This is a genomic window from Sphingobium naphthae (assembly GCF_043589935.1).
Taxonomy (GTDB): domain Bacteria; phylum Pseudomonadota; class Alphaproteobacteria; order Sphingomonadales; family Sphingomonadaceae; genus Sphingobium; species Sphingobium naphthae_A.
Window position 1 is genome coordinate 1 of sequence record NZ_CP171454.1, and the last position, 15,447, is coordinate 15,447.

General features: G+C 66.9%; 15 protein-coding genes. 8 read left to right on the forward strand and 7 right to left on the reverse strand.

The window, feature by feature from the left end; translation table 11 throughout:
* Positions 1-1,401 (forward strand): chromosomal replication initiator protein DnaA, encoded by a 1,401-nt coding sequence (gene dnaA, locus ACGGKE_RS00005; protein ID WP_394439080.1) that lies wholly within the window; start codon positions 1-3, stop codon positions 1,399-1,401.
* 44 nt (positions 1,402-1,445) lie between these two features.
* Positions 1,446-2,057: a peptidylprolyl isomerase gene (locus ACGGKE_RS00010; protein WP_394439081.1), complete on the forward strand. Its 612-nt coding sequence runs from the start codon at positions 1,446-1,448 to the stop codon at positions 2,055-2,057.
* A gap of 10 nt (positions 2,058-2,067) precedes the next feature.
* Here ACGGKE_RS00010 and ACGGKE_RS00015 read toward each other — a convergent pair whose 3' ends face one another.
* A complete protein-coding gene (locus ACGGKE_RS00015) occupies positions 2,068-3,300 on the reverse strand; it encodes a dicarboxylate/amino acid:cation symporter (RefSeq protein ID WP_394439082.1) in 1,233 nt (410 codons plus the stop codon).
* A gap of 75 nt (positions 3,301-3,375) precedes the next feature.
* The gene (locus ACGGKE_RS00020; RefSeq protein WP_394439083.1) at positions 3,376-4,581 is read right to left on the reverse strand and encodes a penicillin-binding protein activator; all 1,206 of its coding nucleotides are present in this window, start codon (positions 4,579-4,581) and stop codon (positions 3,376-3,378) included.
* Positions 4,582-4,592: 11 nt separating this feature from the next.
* Here ACGGKE_RS00020 and rsmI point away from each other — a divergent pair, with 11 nt between their 5' ends.
* From rsmI to ACGGKE_RS00040, 4 genes are all read left to right on the forward strand, one after another.
* Complete coding sequence (gene rsmI / locus ACGGKE_RS00025; protein ID WP_394439084.1) at positions 4,593-5,435, forward strand: 16S rRNA (cytidine(1402)-2'-O)-methyltransferase; 843 nt, start codon at positions 4,593-4,595, stop codon at positions 5,433-5,435.
* The gene (locus ACGGKE_RS00030) at positions 5,432-5,785 is read left to right on the forward strand and encodes a YraN family protein (RefSeq protein WP_394439085.1); all 354 of its coding nucleotides are present in this window, start codon (positions 5,432-5,434) and stop codon (positions 5,783-5,785) included. The genes rsmI and ACGGKE_RS00030 overlap by 4 nt, the downstream gene beginning before the upstream one ends.
* A 45-nt stretch (positions 5,786-5,830) precedes the next feature.
* The gene (gene gshB, locus ACGGKE_RS00035) at positions 5,831-6,805 is read left to right on the forward strand and encodes a glutathione synthase (RefSeq protein WP_394439086.1); all 975 of its coding nucleotides are present in this window, start codon (positions 5,831-5,833) and stop codon (positions 6,803-6,805) included.
* Positions 6,806-6,866: 61 nt separating this feature from the next.
* A complete protein-coding gene (locus ACGGKE_RS00040) occupies positions 6,867-7,466 on the forward strand; it encodes a DedA family protein (RefSeq protein ID WP_394439087.1) in 600 nt (199 codons plus the stop codon).
* Positions 7,467-7,472: 6 nt separating this feature from the next.
* On the opposite strand, the gene ACGGKE_RS00045 is transcribed toward ACGGKE_RS00040, so the two are convergent.
* The 5 genes from ACGGKE_RS00045 to ACGGKE_RS00065 form a co-directional block, all read right to left on the reverse strand.
* Positions 7,473-7,754 (reverse strand): hypothetical protein, encoded by a 282-nt coding sequence (locus ACGGKE_RS00045; RefSeq protein ID WP_394439088.1) that lies wholly within the window; start codon positions 7,752-7,754, stop codon positions 7,473-7,475.
* An 81-nt stretch (positions 7,755-7,835) separates the two neighbouring features.
* Positions 7,836-9,101: an aminotransferase class V-fold PLP-dependent enzyme gene (locus tag ACGGKE_RS00050; RefSeq protein WP_394439089.1), complete on the reverse strand. Its 1,266-nt coding sequence runs from the start codon at positions 9,099-9,101 to the stop codon at positions 7,836-7,838.
* Positions 9,098-10,219 carry an aminotransferase class I/II-fold pyridoxal phosphate-dependent enzyme gene (locus ACGGKE_RS00055; protein WP_394439090.1) on the reverse strand — a complete coding sequence of 374 codons (1,122 nt, stop codon included), beginning with the start codon at positions 10,217-10,219 and terminating at the stop codon, positions 9,098-9,100. The genes ACGGKE_RS00050 and ACGGKE_RS00055 overlap by 4 nt, the downstream gene beginning before the upstream one ends.
* A gap of 71 nt (positions 10,220-10,290) precedes the next feature.
* Entirely contained in the window at positions 10,291-12,906 is a 2,616-nt protein-coding gene (locus ACGGKE_RS00060) for a TonB-dependent receptor plug domain-containing protein (RefSeq protein WP_394439091.1), read from the reverse strand.
* Positions 12,907-13,160: 254 nt separating this feature from the next.
* Entirely contained in the window at positions 13,161-13,772 is a 612-nt protein-coding gene (locus ACGGKE_RS00065; protein ID WP_394439092.1) for a TlpA family protein disulfide reductase, read from the reverse strand.
* 43 nt (positions 13,773-13,815) lie between these two features.
* Between ACGGKE_RS00065 and argH the strand changes: the two genes are divergently transcribed.
* Together argH and ACGGKE_RS00075 are read left to right on the forward strand one after the other, a co-directional pair.
* Positions 13,816-15,183, forward strand: coding sequence for an argininosuccinate lyase (gene argH / locus ACGGKE_RS00070; protein WP_394442065.1), 1,368 nt, complete (start codon positions 13,816-13,818; stop codon positions 15,181-15,183).
* Positions 15,180-15,440 (forward strand): hypothetical protein, encoded by a 261-nt coding sequence (locus ACGGKE_RS00075; RefSeq protein WP_394439093.1) that lies wholly within the window; start codon positions 15,180-15,182, stop codon positions 15,438-15,440. The genes argH and ACGGKE_RS00075 overlap by 4 nt, the downstream gene beginning before the upstream one ends.
* Positions 15,441-15,447 lie beyond the last annotated feature (7 nt).

Consider the following 15,447-nt stretch of genomic DNA (forward strand, 5'->3'; position numbering starts at 1 on the left):
ATGAAGGGCAAGGCGGCGGTGGTTGGACGGCAGGCTACGGAAATTCAGGATGTTACGGGCCTGGACGCTGCCTGGACCGCGATCCGCGCCGGTCTGCGCCGCGACCTGGGCGCGCGTCTGTTCGACCAGTGGCTGAAGCCTGCCCGCCTGGGCGACTATTGCCCCGAATCGCAGACGCTCGACCTGCTGGTCGCCACCGACTTCAGCGCCAATTTCGTGTCCGGCCAATTTGGCGACAGGTTGCGCATGGCGTGGCGCAGCGCAGGGGCGGGCGTGCGCGAGGTGCGGGTCCGCCGCGCGCCCGACGCCACTGGCCCGCGCCTGCTGGAAGTCGTGCCGGCCAGCGAACCTGTGGATGTGGCGACCGAATCGCCCGTCGCCTCCAATTTCCAACCGCGCCACGACCTCGACAGCTTCGTCGTGGGCGACACCAACCGCCTGGCCTGGTCCGCGGCGCTGGCGATGGCGGGCGAGGCGCAGCCGCGCTTCACCCCGCTGTTCATCCATGGCGGCACCGGGCAGGGCAAGACGCACCTGCTGCACGGCATCGCGGCCGCCTTCTCCGCGCATTCGCCCGCCGCCCCGGTCCTCTACATGTCGGCCGAGCGCTTCATGATGGAGTTCGTGAATGCGATGCGCGCCAATGAGACCATGGCCTTCAAGGCGCGCCTGCGCGCCGCGCGGCTGCTGCTGGTCGACGATATTCAGTTCATCGCGGGCAAGGGGTCGACGCAGGAGGAGTTTCTCCACACGATCAACGACCTGATCGATTCGGGCGCGCGCATCGTCGTGACCGCCGACCGCCCGCCGCAGATGCTTGAGTCGATCGACGCCCGCATCCTCTCGCGGCTCGCCGGCGGGCTGGTGGCGGATATCCGCGCCGCCGATCTCGATCTGCGCCTCGCCATCCTCGAATCGAAGCGGGCTGTTGCCGGCGACCCGCCCGTGCCCGACATGGTGATCGATTTCCTTGCCCGCTCGATCCGCTCGAATGTGCGCGAGCTGGAGGGGGCCTTCAACAAGCTGGTCGCCTATGGCCAGTTGACCGGCCGCGCCATCGACCTGGATTTCGCGCAGCAGATGCTGGCCGATGCGGTCCGCGCCAATGCCCGGCGCATCACGGTCGACGAGATCCAGAAGGCCTGCGCGGCCCATTTCAAGATCGACCCGGCCGAAATGCGATCCAAGCGGCGCGCCCGCGCGGTGGCGCGCCCGCGCCAGGTCGCCATGTATCTGGCCAAGAAGATGACGCCGCGCTCGCTGCCGGAAATCGGCCGCATCTTCGGCGGCCGCGATCACAGCACCGTGATCCACGCCGTGCGCACGATCGAGGCGCTGCGCGAAACCAGTCCGGACATGGACGCCGACATCCGCGCGCTCCAGCGCCAGCTGGAGGGCTGACGCGCCCTCTGGCGCCGCGCGCCTGATCGGCTAGGCTGGCGGCCATGATTCGCCAGCTCGCCCTCATCCTCGCCGCCTTCCTGGCCGTCTCCCCGGCACTGGCGCAGACGTCGCCGGCTCCCGCGCCGGATCCCGCCGACGTGCGCGTGCTGATGCAGACGGACAAGGGCCCGATCGTCATCGCCGTGCACCAGGGCAAGGCACCGGTGACCGCCGCCAACTTCCTCAAATATGTCGATCAGAAGCGGTTCGACGGAACCGCTTTCTACCGCGGCGTCGGCGCGCCCGATTATGGCTTCGTGCAGGGCGGCCCGCAAAATGATCCCAAGCGCATCCTGCCGCCGATCGCGCATGAGCCGACCAGCCGGACGGGCCTGATCCATGATGACGGCGCCCTGTCCATGGCCCGCTATGCGCCCGGCAGCGCGACCGGCGACTTCTTCGTCGTGCTCGGCCGCATGCCGTCGATGGATGCGCATCCCGATGCGCCGGGCGACAATCAGGGCTTTGCCGTCTTCGCCCATGTGGTCGAGGGGCTGGATGTCGTCAAAGCCATCCTCGCCGCGCCGAAATCGCCGGCCAAGGGCGAAGGGGTGATGAAGGGACAGATGCTCGAAACCCCCGTCACCATCGTCAGCGCCCGCCGCGCGCCCTGACCTTGGCGCATCAGCGGGTCGCTGCGTCCCGCTGGTCCAGAATGCGCGCCACGCCCATGTCGGCGGTGACATTGCCCACGGTGCGGAAGATGTCGGGCACCGTCTCCACCGCCAGCAACAGCGGCAACGCTTCGACAGGGACGCCCATCGCCAGGCAGATCGGGCCGGTGGTGGTGAAGAAGGTGATCTGGCTCGGAAGCCCCACCGCCGCCAGGCTGACGATCGCCGCAACCAGACCGCCCAGAATCAGCTGCGTCGCGCCCAGGTCCACGCCGTTCATCGCCGCGACATAGAGGGCGACTCCCAGATTGGCCGGCGGGCTGGTGATGCGGAACAGCGATATGGCGAGCGGCAGCACGATCGATCGGCTCGTTTCCCGCACCGCCAATGGCCCGTCGCTCGCCTGGATCATGGCGGGCAGCGACGCGATCGAGCTTTGCGTCGAAAAGGCGATGGCCTGCGCCGGGAAGACGGCGCGGGCAAAGCGGCCGGGGCCGATCCGCCCCAGCAGCACCGCCAGCGGATAGACCAGCAGCGTCACCAGCAGGCACAGGGCCACGATGAACGCGATATAGTGGAGCAGCGCCCCTGCGGTCGCCAGCCCGGACCGCGCGCCCGCCACCAGCGCGAGCGCAAAGACACCCGCCGGCGCCAGCCACAACACCCAGTTCACCACCACCAGCAGCGCGTCGGCCAACGCCTGGAACAGGCCGGTGAGCTGCGCTCGCCGGTCGGGCGCGATGCGCGTCACGGCAAAGCCGAAGATGAGCGCGAACAGCACGATCGCGACGACCTGCCCTTCGGCGGCGGATTTGAGCGGGTTGACCGGGATGAAGCCCAGCAGCCACTCGGCGGACGGACGGACGTCGGGCACCTCGCTGACAGGCCCCGCCCCGGCGAGCGCGCCGACGGCGCCGCTCGGCACGGGCCATAGCGCCAGCAGCAGCGGGCCCGCCAGCGCGGCAACGCTCGCTGCGCCAACCAGCAGCATCGCGAACAGGCCGATCGCGCGCCCGGCCAGGCCGTTGCTGCGCGCGGTCGTGGCCGCCTGAGCGATGCCAGTCACCAGCAGGGCGAAGATCAGCGGGATTAGCGGCATCTGGAGGCCGCCAAGCCACGCCTTTCCGATCGGTTGCGCCACGCTGACGATCGCGGCATCCCAGGCGCCGCCCCATTCGGCGAGCAGGATGCCGCAGCCAAGGCCGGCGACCAGCGCGATCAGGATGCGGACGGTCAGCGACATGGGCTCAGCTCTTCCTTCTCATGGTCCGCATGAGCGATGGAACGGATCAGGAGCGATGAAGCCGCCAGCCTGGTTTCATTCCGCGAAGCTGCGCGGTGCGGGATCGACGATGGTGAAGCTGCCGGCGCCCACTTCGGACACTTCCAGCGCGCGCTCGGCGACGCCGCTGCGGGTGAAGCGGAACGCGCCATCGATGCCGGAAAAGCCGCCCGCATCGCGCAGACGCGCGGCGGGGAAGGGCGCGCCGGGCTTCCACTGCTGGGCGATCCGCACCGTCAGCAGCACGGCGTCATAGCCCAGCGAGGACAGGCGGAAGGGCGCCGATCCATAGCGCGCGCGATATTTGGAGACGAGCTGGCGATAAAGGCCGTCCGAAACGCTGGCGAACCAGGCGCCGCGCAGCGCCGGGTTGCTGGCGAGCGAGGGCTCCGCATTCCACAATTCGGTGCCCAGCAACCGTGCGCTGCCGTCGCCATTCTTGCGCAGGATCGGCGCGACCTGCAACGCCACGCGTCCGGAATCGGCGATCAGCAGCGCGTCATAGCTGGAGGAGGCCTGCAGCTTCTTGACCGCTGCGGTGATTGATCCGGCCGACCGGTCAAAGGTCTGCATCGACACGACGGTGCCGCCCGCCTGCTCGACCGCGCGCAGCATCGCATTGCCGGCCCGCTCGCCATAGGTGCCGCGCGGCACCAGCGCACCGAACTGGCTCAGCCCCTTCGACCTGGCGAAGTCGACCACGCGCTCGATCGACTGGTTGGGGTTGTAGCCCATGATGTAGACGCCGTTGCCCGCGACGCTGCTGTCGTTGGAAAAGCTGATCACCGGCACATTGGCGCGCGCGGCGATCGGCCCGACGATGCGCGCATCCTCTGCCAGCAACGGCCCCAGGATCAGGCGATTGCCGTCGGCCAGCGCCTTGGTCGCCGCCGCCGCGGCGCCCAGCGCGGTGTCATAGGTGGTGATGCGCACCTTGTCCGTCTTGGTGTCGAGCAGGGCGAGCGTGGTGGCGTTGGCGATCGACTGGCCCACACCCGCATTGGCGCCGCTCATCGGCACCAGCAGCGCGACGCGATGGCGCGCGGCGTCGGTGGGCAGGCCCTGCACCACTTCCGGCGTGGTCGGCCGGGTCGGCGCCGTGGGCGTGGTGGGCGCGGGGGCCTTGGGAACGATCGACTGACAGGCGGCCAGGAACAGCGCCGCCCCCATGAAGGCGATGCGCGCGCCGCGCTGCATCGAAGCGAAGATGTTCGCTTGCCGGGGGGCATCCGTCTCTGTCATCTGGCGTCCTTATGGAAACTGAACTTTCTGGGCTGGAGCCCGGGCTTTACATCGTCGCAGGGCCGATCGGCAACCTTGGAGACCTGACCCCGCGCGCGGCCGAGATATTGCGCCGCGCGGACGTGATCGCGGTCGAGGATACGCGCGTCAGCGCCCGGCTGCTGCGCCATGCCGGGTCCGACCGGCCGATGCTGCCTTATCATGACCACAGCGCCGATCATGTGCGCCAGCGGCTCATTGATCGCATGGCCAGCGAATCGGTGGCGCTGCTGTCGGATGCGGGCACGCCACTTATTTCCGATCCGGGCTACAAGCTGGTGCGCGACGCGCGGGCGGCGGGGCGCAAGATCACGACCTTGCCCGGCCCCAGCGCGGCGGTCGCGGCGCTGACGCTGTCGGGCCTGCCGACCGACCGGTTTCTCTTCATGGGCTTCCTGCCGTCGAAGGCGAAGGCGCGGGGCGACGCGCTGGACGAAGTGGCGGCGCTGCGCGCGACTTTGGTCTTCTATGAAAGCGGGCCGCGCCTGGCCGACAGCCTCTCGGCCATGGCCGCGCATCTGGGCGATCGCGACGCTGCTGTCAGCCGCGAGATCAGCAAGGCGTTCGAGGAAACGGCGACGGGGCCGCTGACCGCCTTGTCCGCGCGCTACGCCGATGCGCCGCCCAAGGGGGAGATCGTCGTCATCGTCGGCCCGCCCGGCGAAGCGCCGCCGCCCAGCGCCGAGGATGCCGACGCCGCCTTGCTGGAAGCGATGGCGCGCCTGCCGGTATCGAAGGCAGCGGGCGAGGTCGCCAGGAAACTCGGGCTCGACCGCCGCACCCTCTATGACCGAGCCATGGAGCTGAAGGGATGAGCCGCAGCCAGGCGGAACGGCGCGGGCGGCAGGCCGAACGCATCGCCGCCTGGTGGCTGCGGCTCAAGGGCTGGCAGATTGTCGGCCGCCGAATGCGCACGCGCGCGGGCGAAGTCGACCTGGTCGCGCGTCGCGGCGCCATGCTCGTTTTCGTCGAGGTAAAGGCGCGGGCGAGCGCGGCGGAGCTGGACCTGGCGATCGACGAGCGGCGCCTGGCGCGCGTGGCGGCCGCCGCCGAAATCCTGTGGCATGACCTGGCGAAACCGGGCGACGACATGCGATTAGACGTCATCCTCCTTGCGCCCGGCCGCCCGCCTCGCCATCTGGCCAATGTCTGGCATGGGGGGTGACGGCGGCCTGCCGCGCCCTCTTCTTGTTCGTGGAAGGTGTTTGGAATGACGCAATTCAACCCCCTGACCGTCGCGGTGCAGATGGACCCGATGGAAGGGATCAATATCGCCGGCGATTCGACCTTCCACATCATGCTCGCGGGGCAGGCGCGCGGGCATAAGCTCTATCATTATCTCGCCCCCGACCTCAGCTATCGCGACGGCCGCGTGCTGGCGCAGGCGCGGCCGGTGAAGGTGCAGAAGGTCGCCGGCGATCATTTCGCCTTCGGCGCGCCCGAACTGCTGGATCTTGGCCGCGACGTCGATGTCGTGCTGATGCGGCAGGACCCGCCTTTCGACCTCAGCTATATCACCGCTACTCACCTGCTCGAACGGGTCCAGTCCGAAACGCTGGTGGTCAATGATCCCGCATCCGTCCGCAACGCGCCCGAAAAGCTGTTCGTGCTCGACTATGCGCGCTTCATGCCGCCGACCATGATCACGCGCGACCTGGCGCAGGTGAAGAGCTTCCTCGCCGAACATGGCGAGATCGTGGTGAAGCCGCTCTATGGTAATGGCGGGGTGGCGGTGTTCCACGTCGGCGCGAACGGGGCGAACCTGTCCTCGCTGGTCGAGCTGTTCAAGGAAAAATGGGTCGAACCCTTCATGGTTCAGGCTTTCATCCCGGGCGTGGCCGAAGGGGACAAGCGCATCGTGCTGATCGACGGCGAAGTCATGGGCGCGGTCAACCGGATACCGGGCAAGGGAGAGATCCGGTCCAATCTGGCCGTGGGCGGATCGGCCGCCAGGACAGAGCTTACCGACAAGGAGCGGGAAATCTGCGCGGCCTTGGGGCCGGAGCTCAAGGCGCGCGGTCTGCTCTTCGTCGGCATCGACGTCATCGGGGGCGAATGGCTGACGGAAATCAACGTCACCTCGCCTACCGGGATCGTGTCGATCGAGGCCTTTGACGGCACCGACACCGGCGGCATGATCTGGGACGCGATCGACGCGCGGCTGGCGGCGCGGGCCGCGGACTGAACGGACCGGCGGTTGGCGCGTTGAGCCACCGTGATGCTTTTCCTGACTATGAGCCGCTGACATGACCGACTGGGTGCTCCGCCTGATCGACGCGGGCGGCTATTGGGGCATTGCGCTCCTGATGGTGCTGGAAAATGTCTTTCCGCCCATTCCGTCCGAACTCATCATGGGCATTGGCGGCATCCGCGTCGGGCAGGGGCGGATGGAAATGGGCTGGCTGCTGATGGCCGGCACCGTCGGCACCACGATCGGCAATTATTTCTGGTATCTGGTCGGGCATATGCTGGGCTTTCAGCGATTGAAGCCGCTGGTCGATCGCTATGGGCGCTGGGCGACGTTGGAGTGGCGCGACGTCGAGGCGCTGGACCATCTGTTCGGGAAATATGGCCAGATCGTCGTCTTCGTCTTCCGCTTCCTGCCCGCCTTTCGCACGATGATCTCGCTGCCCGCCGGCCTGTTCCGCATGGGGCACCTGCGCTTCCTGCTGTGGACGGCGGGCGGCGCGCTGATCTGGAACATCATCCTTGCCTATGCCGGCTATGTGCTGGGGCGCAATTTCCAGGACATCGACCGCTATCTGGGGCCTGCCGCGACGATCTGCGTCGTGGGCGCGGTCATCCTCTATCTCTGGCGGCTGGCGACGTGGCGGCCGCGCGGGTGAGGCGCGTCAGAAGGGGATCTTGATGCCCACCATCACCCGCTGCGATGTGGTGCCGTTGCCGAAGCTCTGACTGCTGACCTGCAGGTCCGCCTTGGCGTTACCTATGGCGATTTCCGCGCGGCCGAGCGGCGGTTCTCCGGTGATCGCGTCCCGTTCGATCCGCTGGCTCTGCCGGCGGGCGGTGACGACGATCGTGTCGGGCGCGGACGGCTTGACCGATTTCAAGTCAAAGTCCGATGGGATGCCGGTCGCGCCGACGGTCTGCAGGGCAAGGATCAGGCGCATCATCGGACCATCTCCGGCAACCAGGCTCCAGCGATGGAGCCGAAGCGCAGGCTGGCCGGCGATTATGGCTGGAGCAAGGCCGATTCAGGCGCGGGGCAGGGCGGCGAGCAGCCGGTCGACATCGTCCAGATCGTTGAAGACCGAAGGCGAGATGCGGAGATGATGATCGTGCAGCGAGACCCGCACCCGCGCCCGCGCCAGCGGCTCGCTCAGCCGCGCCCTGGCGTCGGTCAGCAGCGCGGTCAGCAGCGGCGTGCGCGTGCCCGGCGGCGTGATGATCCGATAGCCCCTGGCGTTCAGCCCGTCGCGCAGCGCGCCGATCAGCGCTTGCGCATGCGCCTGGATCGCGCTCACGCCGATCGCGTCGATATAGTTCAGGCCATGGTCGATCGCGGCCACCACCGCCTGCGCATAGGTGCCCGTGCCGAAATGGCCGAGCGCGCCCGGGCGCCTGCGGTAGCTGGTTGGCGCATCGCCGGGCGGGTCCATGGGATAGACATGGGTTTGCGGCGGCGACAGCGCGATGCCGGGCGGCGCGTCGGGCGCGGCGAACCCATAATAGCCGAAATCACCCTGCGGCAGCGCGTCCAGCACGCCCCGCCGCGCATAGAGGAAGCCGAGCCCGAAATCCCCCATCAGCCATTTATAGGTGGCGCAGGCGGCGAAATCGACGCCGCTGTCATGCAGGTCCACCGGCACCGCGCCCGCCGCATGGATGATGTCGGCATAGACCAGCGCGCCCACTGCATGGGCGAGCGCACACACCGCCTTCAGGTCGTGCTGGAAGCCATTATAGGTGGATACGAGCGACAGGCTGACCAGCTTCGTCCCCGGCACGATCGCGCGCGCCATGTCCTCCAACAGGATGCGCCCGTCGCGCGGCTTCACCCAGGCGACGTCCACGCCCCGCTTGGCGAACTCCTGATACATGGGAAAGGCGGCGTAGAAATGCAGCATGTCGGTGACGATGCGACCGCCGGCATGGGGCAAGCCCAGCGCGCGCAGCACCGCCTGCTCACCCATGGTGGTGGATTGCACCCAGGTCACCTCCTGGGGGTCGGCGTTCACCAGCCGCGCGAATGTGGCGAGCGTGGCGGCGCGATCCACCGGCGGCGGCGCAAGTGGATCGAGCGTGCGCCCGGCGACATAGGCGTCCATCGCCTTGCGAGCGCCCAGGCTGATCGGGTGCGTCGACGCGCTGTCGAGATAGGCGATCGGCGTCGCGGCGAAGCTGGCCCTGTCCGGCAGCACCGGCCCCGCCGCTGCCGCCCGCGCCGCCTGGGTTGCGATCGGGGTCGCGATCGGCGCGGCGATGGCAAGGCCCAGCGCCTGCCGCCGCGACACGCTCATGCCAGGACTTTCAGCAGCGCTGCCTTGAACGCCTGCATCTCCGCCGCGGTGCCGATCGACACGCGCACCCAGTCCTCCATATGCTTGCGCGGCCCGCCGATGAAGATGCGCGCCTTCGCCAGCGCCGCCGTCACATCGGCGCCGGGCCGGCCGACATGGATCATCAGGAAACTCGCCTGGCTGGGCAGGGTGCGCAGGCCCTGCGCCGCGCACCAGGCGATCAGATCGTCGCGCACCGCCTTGTTCTGCGCCTTGCGCGTGGGCACCAGATCCGGGTCGAGCAGGCTCGCCTCGGCCGCGACCACGGCGGGCATGGGCGTGATGTTGACGCCGTAGCGCGCCATCCCGTCCAGCAACTCCTTGCGCCCGGCGATCAGGCCGCAGCGCAGGCCGGCCAGCCCGTAAATCTTGGAAAATGTCCTCGTCACCAGCAGGTCCGCGCCTTGCGGGATCAGGTCCAGGCAGCTGTGCGCGTCGCTGAACTGGATATAGGCCTCGTCCACCAGCAGGATGCTGCCCCTGGGCTTGTGAGCCAGCAGCCATTCGATGTCGCCGCGCGCGGTGGTAAGGCCGGTGGGATTATTGGGATTGCAGAGATAATAGACGCCCGCATCGGGCGCAGCGGCCAGCAGCTTTTTCGGGTCCGCCCGGAAATCGCCGGCCAGCGGCACCGCGACCGACCGGGTGACGCTGTCATTGCCGGGGCCCAGGAACCCTTGGTCGAATGTCGGCTCGAAATAGGCGATCGGCCGTTCGGGCGTGCTGTAGCTCAGCGCCACCGACCGCAATGGCATGAAGGATCCGGGATGGACCTGCACCTGCTCGGGCGACAGGCCGTTCTGCCGGGCGAACAGGCTTTCCAGCTTGCCGGCGAAGGCCATGCCATAGCGCCCCGACAGCGGCGGCAGCGTCGCCAGGGCGGCCAGCGCGGCTGGGCCGGGGCCGACGGGATGCTCGTTGCTGTTGATATAGACCGCATCGGTCAGCGTCGCGACCATGCCGGCCGGATCGTCGGGCAGCGCCACCGCCCGTCCGCGCTGCGCCAGCGCCGGCGCGGCCGAAGCGGCGCCCGCCACCGCGACCGCGCCGCGCATCATCATTCGTCGGGACAGGGTCATGATTCGCCTTTCGCTTGGAAAACAGGAAAAGGGCCGGTCCATCGCTGGACCGGCCCTCCTTGGCGACCTCGTCAGAACTTGAAGTCGAGACGCGCGTAATAATAGCCCCCTGCCGTGCCATAGGGGCCGTGGCCATAATAGGCGCCATAGGCCCCGGACCCGTTCTGGTAGGGGGATATGCCTACCGGGACGCTCACGCCTGTGACCAGATCGGGCACTTCCGGCCGCTTGTTGAACAGGTTGTTCGCGCCGATCGAGAAGGTCATGGCGTCGGTAAAGTCATAGCCGGCTTCCAGATCAGTGATGGCGGCGGCCTTCACCACCCCATCAAAGTAAAGCTGGTCGGCTCCGCCAGCGCCATCCTGGATCAGGTAGCCGCCGTCCGGAATGTTGATGCTGCCATCGGCATTGCGCGGAGTGAAGCCGGGCCGAACCTTCATGCTGGTCTTGCCGTAAAAGGTCTCACGCAGGTTCAGGGTGAACCTGCCGGTCTTGAACAGAGCGGCGGCCACCAGTTTGTAGTCCGGCGTGGAATCCTCGATATTGCTTTCCGACGCTGCGTTGAACAGGGGATAGCCGACCTTGTTGTCCGTGATCTTGGTCTTGTTGTAGTTGCCGGTCAGCGACAGGTTCAACGTGCCGAAATCCAGGGCCACGGGATAGCTCACAGACACATCCACGCCCCAGGTGCGCGTATCGATGCCGTTGGTGAAGCTTTGAACGCCGACTGTTTGCAGCGCCGTGTCCAGCACGATGCCGGCAGCCGCCAAGGCGTCGAAAATCGCGGCCGCGCCAGGCTGGATAACGCCCCCTTGCACCGCATTGCGCGATGCGGTGGCGGCTATGCGATCCTTGATCTTGATCAGATAGGCGTCGGCCGTGATCGCCAGTTTGGGCACAGGGCGAACGACGATGCCTGCCGAAAAATTCTTCGACTTTTCAGGACCAAGCGGGCCAAAGCCCAGAAGCGCTGCGGCTGGAGTGCCGGCCGGCAATTGAGCCACTGCGCTGGTCGGCCCGACGTTGATGGTCGAATATTTCTGCTCGGCCAGCGTAGGAGCGCGAAAGCCCGTGGATGCGGTGCCGCGGATCGCAAATGCGTCGGAGAAATCATAGCGCGTCGTGATCTTGCCGATCAGCGTGTCGCCAAAGTCGGTATAATCTTCATACCGGCCTGCGAGATCGACGCTCCAGCCGTCGACAGGCTCCGCGATCAGGTTGATGTAACCTGCTCTGGAACTGCGCGTGTAGCGCCCGGCATCGGTGGCCTTGTAGCCAGGGAAGGATTGAACACCGGTCTTGTAGGTCGAATAGAAATCGCCCTGCACGATCTCGTACATGTCCTTGCGATACTCGCCGCCGAACGCGAGCGTCAGCGGGCCGGCCATGCCGGTGTCGAACTCCTTTCGGATGTCCGCAGTGACGGTCGTCTGGCTCAGGCGGAAACCACCGTCATAGGCCTTGTCCGGCGTGTTGGGCGTGCCGATACCCTGCAGGGCGGCGGCATAGCTTTCCTGCCACACTTCGCGATGGGCCGATCTCTCGGTCCATATCTCGTTCTTCTGATAGCCGTACGTGCCGCTCAGATCGTAATTCCAGCCGCTCGCGAATTCGCCCCTGGCACCGAAGGTGAAGCTATATTCATCCTCTATCACATGCTGCAGCGGCACCATGCCCCATACGCCGGTGTCGCTATAGCAAATGCTGGGATCATAGGCGGCCGGTGTAACGCTGCCGCCCAGGTTGCCGGTTTCGTAGCAGATGCGCTTGGGATGGCGGTAGCCTTGCTTGGCCCAGCCTTCGCGGCGGGCATAATCGCCGAAGGAATAAATCTCCACTCCGCCGAAATCATAGCCGGCGTTGAAAAAGGCGATGTTCAGTTTCGACTTGGGTTGACCGCCGTTGATGTTGGCCAAGGCGTCGCCAGTCAGGTTGGCCCATTGGGCGGGAGCATTGGGCTGAAGACTGCCGTCGGCTTGCGTTACCTGAACCTGCCCCTTGCCTACCGTCGTATAATCTTGTCGCCGATGAAAGAGCGTCAGGTCGAGATAGCCATCCTCGCCAAGCTTCGTGGCAAAGCGACCGGACGCGGAAAAAAGCTCGCCTTCGCTGTTATAATTCTGGCCGCCGGTGAATTTGAGGCTGCCGCCCTCAGTGTCATCCTTGAGGATGAAGTTGAGGACGCCAGCAATAGCATCGGTTCCGTAAACGGCAGCGGCGCCTTCCTGCAGCACTTCGACCCGTTCGATCGCGTCGGGCGGAATAAGATCGATGCTGGGCGCCGCTGACCCGGAAAATGCCCCCAGCACTTGCAGAATGCCGTTGCCGTGACGGCGCTTGCCGTTCACCAGGACCAGCGTGTGATTGGGACTGAGGCCGCGCAGGCGCGCCGAAAGCGAAAAGCTGGACATGTCCGTGCCCTGCGTCTGCGCCGTGAAACTCGGCACGATCTGGGTCAGCACCTGGTTCATGTTCGGCTGGCCGACATGGCTGATGGCATCTTCGCTCAAGACCTGAACCGGCGCAGCCGCGTCGGCAGCGGTGATGCCCACAGCGCGCGTGCCGGTCACGATGATGGCGGTGCCGTCGTCGGCCTGCGGTTCCTGCGGCGCTTCCTGCGCCATCGCGCAGGCCGACCAGGACGATGCCAGGATAAGTGATAATTTCAATGCGGACAGTCTCGTCATTCATGCCCCCTGTTTTTGCAATGTCGATGACAAGGGGATGAACGAACGATTTCAGCCAAGCCGCTACCGCAGCGCAGCATTATGCAGAAGACTGGATTCTGTGTCTCAAAAGACACAAGCGCCAATGCCGATCTATTGGCATTGCGTGATCATGACGACTGACCGCCTGCAAAAATTATGGGAGCCTCCACTTTTCGGCGGAAGCTATGGCGGTTTTTTCACGCTCGTTCGTCTATCATTGGATCGGCCGCGTCTCAGGACGTCATTGCGGCGTCGATCAGCTTGCGGGCGTCGGCCCCTTCCCAATCCATCGCGCCGATCACGCGCAGCATTTCTTTGCCCTGCGCGTCGTAAAGGACCGTGGTCGGCAGCACGCCCGTCGCATAGGCGAAGCCGAAGCGGTTTTCCGGATCGGCATAGGCTTTGAGATGCGGCAGATCCTGCTTGGCGAAGAAGGGGGCGACGACCTTCGCCCCTTGCATGTCCTGCGAAATGGTCAGCACCCCCAGCCGCTCGGGGCCATAGCGCGCCGCTACCCGGTCGAGCGTCGGCATTTCCGCGACGCAGGGCGCGCACCAGGTTGCCCACAAATTGACCAGCACCGGCGTGCCGGCGAAATCCTGCAGCGTTACGTCGCCGCCATCGGGGTCCTGGAAAACGAAATCGGGCGCCGGCGCGCCCGCCTTGCTGCGGTCGATCCGGTAATTGAACGTCGCATCGTTCCGGGCTCCCGCGTCTGCGCCCGCGGCTCCAGCCGCCTCGCCCGTCGTCGGCGCGGCCTCGCCGCTGACGCGCGCATGATCTTGCTCCTTGGGCGGCGATTGCCTATCGCAGGCCGCCAGAAAGCCAAGCAGGAGCATCATCATTAGCGCGCGGGACGACGATAGCATGGGTTCAGGCTCCAACAGCATGTGGGGCGGCCGGTTCGCCGCCGGCCCGGCGTCTATCATGCGTGAGATAAATGCCTCCATCCCCTTCGACAAGCGGCTGTGGAAACAGGATATTGCCGGGTCCAAGGCGCATGTCGCTATGCTGGCGCGGCAGGGCATCGTCGACCAGGCGGATGCCGATGCGATCAGCGGCGGGCTCGACAAGATCGCCGCCGAATATGAAGCCCATGGCGTGCCGGTGAACCTCGACCTTGAGGATATTCACATGGTGACCGAATCGCGGCTCGCCGAGCTGATCGGCCCTGTGGCGGGCCGCCTGCACACCGCACGCAGCCGCAACGATCAGGTCGCGACCGATTTTCGCCTGTGGGTCCGCGACGCCATCGATGATGTGGAGGCGGGGCTCGCCGGGCTGCAGCGCGCGCTGGTGGCGCGGGCGCAGGATCATGCCGACGCGGTGATGCCGGGCTTCACGCATCTCCAGTCGGCGCAGCCGGTGACGCTCGGCCATCATCTGATGGCCTATTATGAGATGGTCCGCCGCGACCGCAGCCGCTTTGCCGACGCGCGCGCGCGCCTCAACGAATGCCCGCTGGGCGCGGCGGCGCTGGCCGGCACCGGCTTTCCGACCGATCGCCACATGACGGCGGCGGCGCTGGGCTTCGCCAGGCCGACCGACAACAGCCTCGACAGCGTGTCCGATCGCGACTTCGCGCTCGACTATCTGATGGCGGCGACCCAGGCCGCGCTGCATCTTTCGCGCCTGGCCGAGGAATTCATCATCTGGGCCAGCCAGCCCTTCGGCTTCGTCAAGCTGCCCGACGCCTATTCCACCGGCAGCTCGATCATGCCGCAAAAGCGCAATCCCGATGCGGCCGAACTGGTGCGCGGCCATGCCGGCCGGATCATGGGCTGCATGACCGCGCTCTGCGTCACCATGAAGGGCCTGCCGCTCGCTTATTCCAAGGATATGCAGGACGACAAGCCGCCGGTGTTCGAAGCGCATGACCTGCTCGCCCTGTCGATCGCGGCGATGACCGGCATGGTCGAAACCGTGACCTTCCGCACCGACCGGATGCGCGCGCTGGCCGAAAGCGGCTTTGCAACCGCTACGGACCTCGCCGACTGGCTGGTGCGCGAAGGCGGCATCCCTTTCCGCGAGGCGCATCATATCACCGGCCGCGCGGTGGCCGCGGCGGAGCAGGCGGGCGTGCCGCTCGACCAGCTGCCGCTCGACACGCTCCAGGCAATCGACGCGCGCATCGACGATCGCGTCTATGCGGTGCTGACGGTCGACGCCTCGGTCGCCAGCCGCAGCAGCCATGGCGGCACCGCGCCCGACCAGGTGCGCGCCCGCATCGCGCAGGCGAAGGAGGAACTGGGATGAAGATGCTCAGGATGATCGCGGGCCTCGGCATGACGGCGCTGGCGCTCGCCGGCTGCGGCGGCCGCCAGCCGCTCAAGCCGGTCGAGGGCCAGGCGCTGCCGGCCGTGCCGGTGGGCGCGGCGACCGCGCCGACCAGCACCCAGCTGCTCACCCCGTCCATCCAGGCGCGGCCCGAGCGCAACGTCGAACTGCTCACCCAGTCGCGCGAGCGCACCGACGACGAATTTGACCTGCCGCCCGAAGCGCAGCCCAGATAAGATACAG